Consider the following 11925-nt stretch of genomic DNA (forward strand, 5'->3'; position numbering starts at 1 on the left):
CTTCCGGGGCTCTTGTGCTTCCGGAACGGCGGGAGAACAATTGAATTTACCCACTTCGAAAGAAGCGGGACGCAGGAACCGAAGATTCAGTGACACTCATCCGACGCAGCCTTCGGCAAAGTCAGATGATGGCTACCAGTGACGAGGTAGGAAGACCTGGATTCCAAGGATCCCGCCAGATTGTCTAAGACGTCACGAGACAATCGAAAAAGTCGAAGCCCCACCAACGGCAAAACGCTGATGGGGCTTCCCCTTTGCCCGGAAACAGGGCTGTGGCTTACGGTCAGGCCTCGGCCGGTGCCAGGACGACGTCGCTCACGGACAGTTCCCCGTCGCCGCCCACCAGCGTCAGTTCCCGCGCGTTGGCGGCAGCCTTGAGGTCGGGCAGGCCGGCCTTCAACTGCGTGATGAGCGATTCCGGCGCCGTGATCGCCGCAGTCAGCACCTCGGTGCGCTGTTTGACCTTCGCCTCGGACTTGGCCTTGCGGATGCCGCTGAGCGCGGTCCCCACGGTGGCCAGCAGCGTCGTGTCGCCGTCGACTTCCACGGCGGACGGCCAGGCGGCGCGGTGCACCGAACCGGCGCGCCACCAGCTCCAGACTTCCTCCGTGGCGAAGGGCAGGAACGGGGCGAAGAGGCGCAGCAGGGTGTCCAGGCTGGTGGCCAGCGCCGCCAGGACGGACGCCTGCTCGGCCTCGCCGGCGGCACCGTAGGCGCGGTCCTTGATCAGCTCCACGTAGTCATCGGTGAAGTTCCAGAAGAAGCTCTCGGTGATCTGCAGCGCCCGGGCGTAGTCGTAGTTCTCGAACGCCTTGGTCGCCTGCCGGACCACGTCGGCGAGCTGGGCCAGCACCGCCCGGTCCAGGGGGTTGCTCAGCACGGACAGGTCAGTGGAGACCACAGAGTCCTCGGTGGCGCCGAGGTTCAGCACGAACTTGGACGCGTTGAGCAGCTTGATGGCCAGGCGGCGGCCGATCTTCATCTGCGCGATCTCGTAGGCCGTGTCCGCTCCGAGCTTGGCCGAGGCCGCCCAGTAGCGGACGGCGTCGGAGCCGTATTCCTCCAGCACGTCGGTCGGGACAATCACGTTGCCCTTGGACTTCGACATCTTCTTGCGGTCCGGATCCAGGATCCAGCCGGAGATGGCCGCGTGCTTCCACGGCGCAGCGCCCTGCAGGGCGTCGGCGCGCACTGCGGAGGAGAACAGCCAGGTCCGGATGATGTCGTGGCCCTGCGGGCGCACGTCGAACGGGAAGACCTTGGCGAAGAGCGCCTCGTCGGTGCTCCAACCGCCCACGATTTGCGGGGTCAGGGACGACGTGGCCCAGGTGTCCAGCACATCGGCGTCCCCGGTGAAGCCGCCGGGAACGTCGCGCTGGGCTTCCTCGTAGCCGGGGGCCGCGTCCGCGGCCGGGTCCACGGGCAGCTGCGCGTCGGACGGGACGATCGGCGCCGTGAAGTCGGGGTTGCCGTCGGCGTCCAGCGGGTACCAGACCGGTACCGGCACGCCGAAGAAGCGCTGGCGGGAGACCAGCCAGTCGCCGTTGAGCCCGGTGATCCAGTTCTCGTAGCGGGAGCGCATGAACGACGGGTGGAACTCGATGTCGTGGCCGCGGCCGATCAGGCGTTCGCGGCGGTCCTCGTCGCGCCCGCCGTTGCGGATGTACCACTGCCGGGAGGTGACCACTTCGAGGGGCTTGTCGCCCTTTTCGAAGAAGTTGACCGGGTGCATGATCTTCTTCGGCTCGCCGTCCAGGAGGTCCGCTGCGGCCAGGAGTTCCACCACGCCTTCCTTGGCGCTGAAGACCGTCTTGCCGGCGATGGCCGCGAAGCTGGTGCGGCCTTCCTCGGTCGTGATCCACTCCGGGGTCTCGCCGATGATGCGGCCGTCGCGGCCCACGATCGCGCGGGTCGGCAGCTGCAGTTCGCGCCACCAGGTGACGTCGGTGAGGTCGCCGAAGGTGCACACCATGGCGATGCCGGAGCCCTTGTCCGCCTTCGCCAGCGGGTGGGCCTTGACCTCCACCTCGACGCCGAAGAGCGGGGAGGTGACCTTCTTGCCGAACAGCGGCTGGTACCGCTCGTCGTCGGGATTCGCCACCAGGGCCGCGCAGGCGGCCAGCAGTTCGGGGCGGGTCGTCTCGATGAAGATCTTGTCGCCGTCTTCGGTGAAGAACGGGTAGCGGTAGTAGGCGCCCGCCACTTCGCGGTCCTCGAGTTCGGCCTGGGCCACTGCGGTGCGGAAGGTGACGTCCCACAGGGTGGGGGCCTCGGCCATGTACGCGTCGCCGGCGGCGAGGTTGGCCAGGAAGGCGCGCTGGGAGATGGCGCGGGACTTGTCGTCGATGGTGCGGTAGGTCAGGTCCCAGTCCACGGACAGGCCCAGCGTCTGGAACAAGTGCTCGAAGACCTTCTCGTCCTCGACGGCGAGTTCCTCGCAGAGTTCGATGAAGTTGCGGCGCGATACGACGTCGAAGTCGCGCTGGTTCTTGGCGGGCTCGGCCGGCGGCCGGTAGCCGGGGTCGTACGCGGTGGCGGGGTCGCAGCGCACGCCGTAGTAGTTCTGCACGCGCCGTTCGGTGGGCAGGCCGTTGTCATCCCAGCCCATGGGGTAGAAGACGTTTTTGCCGGTCATGCGCTGGTAGCGGGCCAGGACGTCGGTCTGGGTGTAGGAGAACATGTGTCCGACGTGCAGCGAGCCCGACGCCGTGGGCGGGGGAGTGTCGATCGAGTAGACCTGCTCCCGGGTGGTGTCCGGGTTGAACTTGTAGGTCCCTTCGTCAAGCCAGCGCCGCGTGAGGGCGCCTTCCAGCCCCTCCAGGGCGGGCTTGTCCGGAACGTTGATGGGGGCGGTGGTGGGCGTGTCTGTACCCTGAGTGTCTTCAGCCATGGGGCAATTCTTTCACGGCCCGCCGCGGGCGGGCGCAGCGCCCTGCCGGGAGGCCCGCTGCGTCTGCCCGGGGCGGGCCGCTAGGGTGGTGCCATGACTGAGGGAAACACCAACACGGCAACAACAGCCAAAGCAGCACTCGTCACGGGCGCCAGCACCGGAATCGGGGAAGCCACCGCGCGTGCGCTCCGCAGCGAGGGCTGGACCGTCTACGCCGTCGCCCGCCGCGCGGACCGGCTTGAGGCGCTCGCCGCGGACACCGGCGCCGTCGCGCTGCCGGCGGACGTGACCTCCGACGACGACGTGGCCCGGCTCCTCGACGAGGTGACCCGCGGAGGCGGGATCGACACGCTGATCAACGTGGCCGGCGGCGCCCGCGGCGCGGACACCGTGGCCGGGGCCCGCACCGAGGACTGGGAATGGATGTTCGAGGTCAACGTCCTGGGCACCATGAAGCTCATCCGGGCCTTCCTGCCAATGCTGCGCGCCTGCGGCGAAGGCACCGTCCTGAACCTGACGTCGACGGCGGGGCTGGCCGCCTACGAGGGCGGCGGGGGCTATAACGCGGCGAAGTTCGCCCAGCACGCCCTCACCGGTGCCCTGCGCCTCGAAGAGGCCGAGCACAACGTCCGGGTGATCGAGGTGGCTCCCGGGCTGGTCCAGACGGAGGAGTTCGCCCTCAACCGCCTCGGCGACCAGGGTGCCGCGGCCAAGGTCTACCAGGGTGTCGAGAAGCCCCTCACCGCGGCGGACGTCGCCGACGTCGTCCGCTACGCCGTGGCGGCGCCGCACCACGTCAACCTCGACCAGATCGTGATCCGCCCCGTGGCGCAGGCCGCCAACTACAAGCTCATCCGCAAGGGCTGACTCCGGCTCAGCCGGAGGCCGGGACGGACAGCGTCACCACAATCGCGGCGTGGTCCGTGCCGGCCACCCGGTGCACCGAGTAGTCGGCGCTGCGCACCGCGGGGCTGGTCACGACGTGGTCGATCGTGATGCCGGGAAGCGGCATGTCCTCCATGGGCCAGGTGGGAACCAGACGTGAGCCCTGCGCCATGCCCGCGTCCACCATCGTCCGGTCCCCGTCCTGCAGGACCCGCCGGAATTCGGCGTGGTCGTAGCTGGCGTTGAAGTCACCGGCCAGCACCACGTGCCCCGGCCGGGACGAGAGCCGGCCGAGGGCGGCGAGATCGCTGCGCCACTTCGGCAGGCCCACGCCCACAGGAGCGCGGGTGTGGACGCTGGTCAGCTGGACGTCGGCCGTCCGCCCGCCGTCCTCGGCAGTGAGCCGGATGACCGGCATCGGGAAATGCGAGTCCGGCACCTTACCTTCGCGGACCAGGCGGTGGACGGAATACACCGCGGTGCCGGCGGCGTGGGCTGCCGGGTCGTTGATCCGGTTCGGAAGCAGCTCGGTCAGCCCGGCGGCCTCAAGCCGGAGCTCCAGCGGCCGGGTGTATTCCTGCAGCGTGAGCACGGTGACGCCGTTCTCCCGGACCAGCCGGACGATCTCGTCCGCGTCCGCCTTGCCGAGTTTGGCGTTCAGGCTCATGGTGCGGAGTTCCACGGCATCCTCGCCGGTGCCGTCGGCGGCTTCGGCCTCCGCCCGGCCGTAGTCCAGGGGAACCAGCCAGAACAGCTGGACGGCCACCAGCCCCGCGGCGGCGCCTGCCATCCAGCGCCGGCGGCCCAGCACGGCAAACACCAGCGACACGCCGGCGGGCAGCACCAGCCAGGGGGTGAAGGACACCAGCTGCACCACGGTGGTGGGCCATTCGCGCGGCACGGCCCGGAAGACGGAGACCACCACAACGGGGGCAGCTGCCAGCCCCGCCAGCGCCCGCCAGGCGGAGTGCGCCCGCGGGGTGGCCCGGGCGCCGCCGCCTCCGGCCCGGACCATTCGGGGTCCCCGGAACATCATGGGACCCAGTGTAGGCACTGCACCCCCGATCCAGTTGTTAGACTTCTGGTATCAGCTTTGACCCGGCCATCACCGGTGAGCTTCCGGAAGAACGCCCCGGCGCCACGACTTTCCCGCAAGGTCGCACGCCAGGGCCGGTAGAACCGGACGGGTAAGCCCGTCACAGCAGTAATGAGCGGCCGGTGCAGGCGCAGCTTCCCCGTTCCGGGGAAGCGGTTCCCGTGCCGGTAAGTGAGGTGGTACCGCGGTGCCGGTGTTGTCGCAAGACAGTTGTCGCGAGACAGTTTTTGTCAACAGACAGTGCAGGGGCCGTCCTCGCATCCTGAATGAATCCATGTGATCACCAGCTCAACCCAGGATGTCGAGATGACTTTTTACCCGAAGGCCTCCGCCGCACAGTCCGGCACAGCGTCCAGCGCCTCCACTTCCAACACCGCAGGCGTGTCTGCCTCCGTGAAGTTTCCGGAGATCGAGGAACGCATCCTCAAGTACTGGGACGCGGACGGCACTTTCCAGGCCAGCATCGACCAGCGCGACTCCGACCTTCCCGGCGGAAAGCCGGGCTCCAACGAGTTCGTCTTCTACGACGGCCCGCCCTTCGCCAACGGCCTGCCGCACTACGGCCACCTGCTGACCGGCTACGCCAAGGACCTGGTGGGCCGCTACCAGACCCAGCGCGGCCGCCGGGTGGAGCGCCGCTTCGGCTGGGACACCCACGGCCTGCCCGCCGAGCTGGAAGCCATGAAGCAGCTGGGCATGACGGACAAGACCCAGATCGAGGCCATGGGCATCGACAAGTTCAACGACGCATGCCGCGCCTCCGTGATGAAGTACGCCGACGAATGGAAGAGCTACGTCACCCGGCAGGCACGCTGGGTCGATTTCGAGAACGACTACAAGACGCTCAACGTCGAGTACATGGAGTCGGTGCTCTGGGCCTTCAAGCAGCTGCACGAGAAGGGCCTGACCTACAACGGCTACCGCGTCCTGCCCTACTGCTGGAAGGACGAGACTCCGCTGTCCAACCATGAACTGCGCATGGACGACGACGTCTACAAGAACCGCCAGGACCAGACCGTCACGGTCACGTTCCCCATCACGGCGGGGGAGTCGGAACTGTCGAAGCAGCTCGCCGGGGTGCAGGCGCTCGCCTGGACCACCACGCCCTGGACACTGCCCACCAACGCGGCGCTCGCCGTCGGGCCCGCCATCGACTACGTCGTCCTGCCCGCGGGACCCCACGGCATCAAGGCTGCCGCTGCGGACGCGCCGGTGGCCGGGAGCTTCCTGCTCGCCGCCGAGCTGCTGGGCGCCTACGCCAAGGACCTCGGCTACGGTGACGGCGCCGAGGGTGCCGCCGCCGCCGAGGCCGCCGTGACCTCCACCCACACCGGTGCCGAACTGGAGGGACTGGAGTACGAACCGCTCTGGGACTACTTCTCCGACGCCGAAAAGTACGGCACGGAGAACGCCTGGCGCTTCCTCGTGGCCGACTATGTCACCACCACCGACGGCACCGGCATCGTCCACCAGGCCCCCGCCTACGGTGAAGACGACCAGAAGGTCTGCGAGGAAGCCGGCATCCCCGTCGTCCTGTCCGTGGACGAGGGCGCCAAGTTCCTGCCGCTGTTCGGCCACGGCCCCCTCGCCGAGATCGCCGGCCTGCAGGTCTTCGAGGCCAACAAGCCCATCACCCAGGTACTCCGCGCCCAGGGCCGCCTGGTCCGCCAGGCCAGCTACGAGCACAGCTACCCGCACTGCTGGCGCTGCCGCAACCCGCTGATCTACCGCGCCGTGTCCTCCTGGTACGTCGAGGTCACCAAGTTCAAGGACCGCATGTCCGAGCTGAACCAGGAGATCAACTGGATCCCGGGCAACGTCAAGGACGGCCAGTTCGGCAAGTGGCTCGCCAACGCCCGCGACTGGTCCATCAGCCGCAACCGGTACTGGGGCAGCCCCATCCCGGTGTGGCAGTCCAGCGACCCGGACTACCCGCGCACGGACGTCTACGGCTCGCTCGCCGAGATCGAAGCCGACTTCGGCCGCCTGCCGCTGAACAAGGACGGCCAGGTGGACCTGCACCGGCCGTTCATCGACGAACTCACCCGCCCCAACCCGGACGATCCGCGCACCCCGGAAGAGGGCCAGTCCGTCATGCGCCGCGTCGAGGACGTCCTGGACGTCTGGTTCGACTCCGGCTCCATGCCCTACGGCCAGGTGCACTACCCGTTCCAAAACGAGGAATGGTTCGACACCCACAACCCGGCGGACTTCATCGTCGAGTACATCGGCCAGACCCGCGGCTGGTTCTACATGCTGCACATCCTCTCCACCGCGCTGTTCGACCGGCCGGCCTTCCGCAACGTCATCAGCCACGGCATCGTCCTGGGCTCCGACGGGCAGAAGATGTCCAAGAGCCTGCGGAACTACCCGGACGTCTCCGAAGTCCTGGACCGCGACGGCTCCGACGCCATGCGCTGGTTCCTGATGTCCAGCCCCATCCTGCGCGGCGGCAACCTGGTGGTCACCGAACAGGGCATCCGCGACGGCGTCCGCCAGGTCATCCTGCCGCTGTGGAACGTGTACAGCTTCTTCACGCTGTACACGAATGCCGCCGGGGGCGGTTCCGGCTACGACGCGAAGCTCCGCTACGACGGCTACGCCGACACCCTGGACCAGTACCTGATGGCCAACACCTGCGACCTGGTCCGGAACATGACCGCGCAGCTGGACAGCTACGACATCTCCGGGGCCTGCGACGAACTGCGCAGCTACCTGGACATGCTCACCAACTGGTACGTCCGCCGCAGCCGCCAGCGCTTCTTCGACGAGAACCTGGACGCGTTCGACGCGCTCTACACCGCGCTGGAGACGGTCTGCCGGGTCTCCGCGTCCCTGCTGCCGCTGATCTCCGAGGAGATCTGGCGCGGCCTCACCGGCGGGCGCTCCGTGCACCTGGCCGACTGGCCGGACGCAGCCCTGTTCCCCGCGAACCCTGGCCTGGTCGAGGCCATGGACCGGGTGCAGCAGATCTGCTCCACGGGGTCCTCGCTGCGCAAGGCAGCGAACCTCCGCGTGCGCCTGCCGCTGCAGGAACTCACCGTGGTGGCACCCGGCGCGGCCGCGCTGGACGGCTTCGCCGCCGTCGTCGCCGACGAACTGAACATCCGCTCGGTCCGCCTGCTCGACGCCGAGGGTGCCTCCCCGGAGGAATTCGGCATCGAGCAGAAGCTCGTGGTGAACGCCCGCGCCGCCGGCCCGCGCCTGGGCAAGAACGTCCAGCAGGCCATCAAGGGGTCCAAGTCCGGCGACTGGTCCGTGTCCGAGGACGGTGTGGTCACCGCCGGCGGGCTCGAGCTCGAACCGCAGGAATACACCCTCGAAACCGTCGTGGCTCAAGCCGCGGAGGGCGCCGGATCCCGCGCGGCGGCCGTCCTGCCCGGCGGCGGGTTCGTGGTCCTGAACACCGAAGTCACCCCGGAGCTAGAAGCCGAGGGCATCGCCCGCGACATGGTCCGTGCCATCCAGCAGGCGCGCAAGGACGCCGGGTTGAACGTCAGCGACCGGATCCGGACCAACGTCACCGCGACGATGGATGTTGTCGACGCGGTGAAGGCCCACGAAGGCCTTGTGGTCACCGAGACCCTCACCACGGAGCTTGGTTTGTCCTCCAACGGAGACGGCACCGAACTGCAGATCACCGTCGAAAAAGTAGGGGCCTGAACCATGTCTTTTGAACCGACCGACGAATTCTCCGTGGAAAGCGTCTACGCCGAACTCCTGGGCCGTGCGCCGGAAAACAAGATGGAGCCCCGGCTGGCGCCGCTGTACCGGGCCATGGACATCCTGGGGGAGCCGAACAAGGCCTTCCCGATCATCCACGTCACCGGCACCAACGGCAAGACCTCCACCGCCCGCATGATCGAGGCCGGGCTGCGCGCCCACGGCCTCAGCACCGGCCGGTACACCAGCCCGCACCTGTCCAAGGTCACCGAACGGATCAGCATCGACGGCGCCCCCGTGCCGGACGAGACGTTCGTCCGGATCTGGGACGAGATCCGCCCGTACCTGGCCATTGTGGACGCCGAACTCGAAGCCGAGGGCCAGCCGCGCCTGACGTACTTCGAGTGCCTCACCATCCTGGGCTTCGCGGTCTTCGCGGACCAGCCGGTCAACGTCGCCGTCATCGAGGTGGGCCTGGGCGGCATCACGGACGCGACCAACGTCGGCGACGGCCAGGTCTCCGTCGTCACGCCGATCTCGCTGGACCACACCGACCTCCTGGGCGACACCACGGAGGACATCGCGTACGAGAAGGCCGGCATCATCAAGCCCGGCGGCTTCCTGGTCAGCGCCGCGCAGCCCCGCGACGCGGCCCAGGTGCTGCTGGAAAAGGCCCGGGAGACGAACGTCCCGTTCCGGTTCGAAGGCGTCGAGTTCGGCGTCGAATCCCGCACGGTCGCCGTCGGCGGTCAGGTGGTGACCGTCCAGGGCATCGCGGGCCGCTACGAGGACCTGCTGGTGCCGCTGCACGGCGCGCACCAGGCCGAGAACGCCGCCGTCGCGATTGCCGCGCTGGAAGCCTTCTTCGGCGGCGACAAGGCGCTCGACGCCGAGGTGCTGCAGGAAGCGTTCGCCTCGGTCACTTCGCCCGGGCGCCTCGAGGTGCTCCGGACCGCCCCGACCATCATCGTGGACGCCGCGCACAACCCCGACGGCATCCGGGTCTCCGCCGAGGCCATCCACGAGGCGTTCAGCTTCACCAAGCTGGTGGTCGTCGTCGGTGTCCTGCGGGACAAGGACGCCGAGGAGATCCTCCGCCAGCTCAAGGAGTCCCTCGGCGACCTGGCCGCCGAGTACTGCTTCACCCAGTCCAACTCACCCCGTGCGGTGCCGGCCGGGGACCTCGCGGAACTCGCCCTGGAACTGGGCTTCGGCGAGGACAACATCCACGTCGCGGAGAAGCTGGACGACGCCCTCGAATGGGCGGTGGAACGCGCCGAAGCCAACGACGACCTCGCCGGCGGCGTGCTTGTCACCGGGTCCATCACACTTGTCGCCGACGCCCGCATCCTGCTGGGAAAGGCGGACGCGTAAGCCATGGCGAAACTCACCAAAGCGCAGCGCGAGTGGCGCCCGGGCATGCCGAAGAAGCGCCGCTCCACCAAGGTCATGTTCGCCTCGACGGTGCTGCTGCTGGAAGCCTTTGTGGTGCTGTTCGGCACCCTCACGGTCTTCGGGCTGCGGCGGGACGAGTTCCCGCCGGTCCTGATCTTCTCCGTGGGGATCGGGCTGGCACTCGTCTACGCCTTCACCTGCGCGGTGCTCACCAAGCCGTGGGGGGTGGCGCTGGGCTGGGTCCTGCAGATCGTCCTGATCCTGACCGGCATCTTTGAGCCTGCGATGTACCTGGTCGGCGGGCTGTTCGCGGTGGCCTGGTGGTACGGGATCCGCACCGGCATCCGGATTGACCGCGAGTCCGCGCAGCGAGAACGGGAGCAGGCCGCCTGGGACGCGGCCCACCCGGAAGAGCAAAGCAACTAGACTTGTGTCCGAATCCCACCCCAACACATTGGAGCAGCTGTGAGCATTGAGCGCACCCTCGTCCTGATCAAGCCCGACGGCGTCACCCGCAACCTGACCGGCAGCATCATCGCCCGCATCGAAGCCAAGGGTTACACCCTGGCCGAGCTCAAGAAGGTCGACGCGAGCCGGGAACTGCTGGAGCAGCACTACGAGGAGCACGTGGGCAAGCCGTTCTACGAGCCGCTGGTCGAGTTCATGCTCAGCGGCCCCGTTGTCGCCGCGATCTTCGAGGGCCACCGCGTGATCGAGGGCTTCCGCTCGCTGGCCGGCACCACCGACCCGACGACGGCGGCGCCCGGCACCATCCGCGGCGACTTCGGCCGCGACTGGGGCCTGGCAGTGCAGCAGAACCTGGTCCACGGCTCGGACTCGGCGGAATCCGCCGAGCGCGAGATCAAGATCTGGTTCCAGGGCTAAGCTCCGGGACCGTACACCCGGCCCCGCCGAGGTGACAGATAAGGCCAACGTTCGCGATGAACATTGGCCTTATCTGTCACCTCGCGGCGGTTAACCGGGGTTCATCCGCTCAGTAGCCGGAGGTCCCGATGAAGACCTGGATGAAGGCGAAGAAGATGGTGGCGACCACGGCGACGTAGAGCAGGGCGGTGATGATCCAGCCGGAGTCGCCCAGGATCCGGGTTGGGCCCTCGGGGAGCCGGATCACGCCGTGGGAGATGTTGCGGACGGTGACCCAGACAAACATCGGAATCATGGCGGCCCAGACCACCATGCAGAACGGGCACAGGATGTGGATGGAGTACAGCGCCTGCGACCACAGCCACACCACAAAGGCGAAGCCCAGGGTCACGCCGGTCTGCAGGCCCAGCCAGTACCACCGGGCAAACTTTGCCCCCGCGAGCATGCCCATCGCGGTGGTGATGATGACGGCGAAGGCCACGATGCCCATGAACATGTTGGGGAAGCCGAACACCGACCCCTGCCAGGTCTGCATCACCTGGCCGCAGGAGATCCACGGGTTTACGTCGCACACGGTCACGTGGCTGGGATCCTTGAGGACCTCGAGCTTTTCCAGCACCAGGGCGCCCGATGCCAGCCAGCCGACGACGCCGGTGATCAGCAGGAGCCACGCGAACGGCCGGTCGCGGGTCATCGGAGGCAGCGGCCGCTGCTCTGCCGGTGTGCTGGGGCTGTGCTGCGCGGGTGCCTCGCCGGTGGCACTGGAGATGCTGGGCATGGAATGGGTGTCCTTCAGATCGGTGCAACTGCAGGTCGGTGCAACTGGGTTGATTCTATCGCCGGAGGCTGAATGAATTCCGGGAAGCCCGGTGCCTTCCCCAGTGATTCGGTCCGGACGGCGGACAGGATGACCGCCTTACGCAGGCTTTGACGGCTCCTGTGAGACAATGATCGTGGCTGGAACCCGATCCACATCCGGGTCCCGGTCCGGCGACTTTGTTCCCAAGACCGCCAATGAAGAGCAGGGAGCCACGGATCCATCGATCCAGGCTGTCCCGCAATGCCATTGGACGGCACCTGGTTGTGGCGTAGAGGTCAACGGGTTTCAGAA

Annotated in this window: 8 protein-coding genes; 5 read left to right on the plus strand and 3 right to left on the minus strand. The window is 67.8% G+C overall.

Going from position 1 to position 11925, the window contains the following annotated elements:
* Positions 1-283: 283 nt before the first annotated feature.
* On the minus strand, positions 284-2890 hold the full coding sequence (gene valS, locus AR539_RS12615; RefSeq protein ID WP_066437390.1) for a valine--tRNA ligase: 2607 nt from the start codon (positions 2888-2890) through the stop codon (positions 284-286).
* A 93-nt stretch (positions 2891-2983) separates the two neighbouring features.
* On the opposite strand from valS, the gene AR539_RS12620 reads away from it, so the two are divergent.
* Complete coding sequence (locus AR539_RS12620; protein WP_066437393.1) at positions 2984-3757, plus strand: SDR family oxidoreductase; 774 nt, start codon at positions 2984-2986, stop codon at positions 3755-3757.
* Between the two features lie 7 nt (positions 3758-3764).
* Here the strand turns inward: AR539_RS12620 and AR539_RS12625 are convergent, their stop codons facing one another.
* Complete coding sequence (locus AR539_RS12625; protein ID WP_231728607.1) at positions 3765-4811, minus strand: endonuclease/exonuclease/phosphatase family protein; 1047 nt, start codon at positions 4809-4811, stop codon at positions 3765-3767.
* 366 nt (positions 4812-5177) lie between these two features.
* Here AR539_RS12625 and ileS point away from each other — a divergent pair, with 366 nt between their 5' ends.
* The 4 genes from ileS to ndk are packed head-to-tail and all read left to right on the plus strand — an operon-like array spanning position 5178 to position 10814.
* Positions 5178-8534 carry an isoleucine--tRNA ligase gene (gene ileS, locus AR539_RS12630; RefSeq protein WP_066439952.1) on the plus strand — a complete coding sequence of 1119 codons (3357 nt, stop codon included), beginning with the start codon at positions 5178-5180 and terminating at the stop codon, positions 8532-8534.
* A 3-nt stretch (positions 8535-8537) separates the two neighbouring features.
* Positions 8538-9908, plus strand: coding sequence for a bifunctional folylpolyglutamate synthase/dihydrofolate synthase (locus AR539_RS12635; protein ID WP_066437398.1), 1371 nt, complete (start codon positions 8538-8540; stop codon positions 9906-9908).
* Between the two features lie 3 nt (positions 9909-9911).
* Entirely contained in the window at positions 9912-10355 is a 444-nt protein-coding gene (locus AR539_RS12640) for a DUF4233 domain-containing protein (RefSeq protein WP_066437405.1), read from the plus strand.
* 39 nt (positions 10356-10394) lie between these two features.
* Complete coding sequence (gene ndk / locus AR539_RS12645; protein WP_066437408.1) at positions 10395-10814, plus strand: nucleoside-diphosphate kinase; 420 nt, start codon at positions 10395-10397, stop codon at positions 10812-10814.
* Positions 10815-10923: 109 nt separating this feature from the next.
* Here the strand turns inward: ndk and AR539_RS12650 are convergent, their stop codons facing one another.
* Entirely contained in the window at positions 10924-11592 is a 669-nt protein-coding gene (locus AR539_RS12650; protein ID WP_066437411.1) for a vitamin K epoxide reductase family protein, read from the minus strand.
* Positions 11593-11925 lie beyond the last annotated feature (333 nt).

This window comes from Arthrobacter sp. EPSL27 (assembly GCF_001512305.1).
GTDB lineage: Bacteria > Actinomycetota > Actinomycetes > Actinomycetales > Micrococcaceae > Arthrobacter.

Coding starts and splice junctions, on each gene's coding strand:
- valS (WP_066437390.1), bottom strand. CDS start 2,890: ATGGCTGAAGACACTCAGGGTACAGACACGCCCACCACCGCCCCCATC.
- AR539_RS12620 (WP_066437393.1), top strand. CDS start 2,984: ATGACTGAGGGAAACACCAACACGGCAACAACAGCCAAAGCAGCACTC.
- AR539_RS12625 (WP_231728607.1), bottom strand. CDS start 4,811: ATGATGTTCCGGGGACCCCGAATGGTCCGGGCCGGAGGCGGCGGCGCC.
- ileS (WP_066439952.1), top strand. CDS start 5,178: ATGACTTTTTACCCGAAGGCCTCCGCCGCACAGTCCGGCACAGCGTCC.
- AR539_RS12635 (WP_066437398.1), top strand. CDS start 8,538: ATGTCTTTTGAACCGACCGACGAATTCTCCGTGGAAAGCGTCTACGCC.
- AR539_RS12640 (WP_066437405.1), top strand. CDS start 9,912: ATGGCGAAACTCACCAAAGCGCAGCGCGAGTGGCGCCCGGGCATGCCG.
- AR539_RS12650 (WP_066437411.1), bottom strand. CDS start 11,592: ATGCCCAGCATCTCCAGTGCCACCGGCGAGGCACCCGCGCAGCACAGC.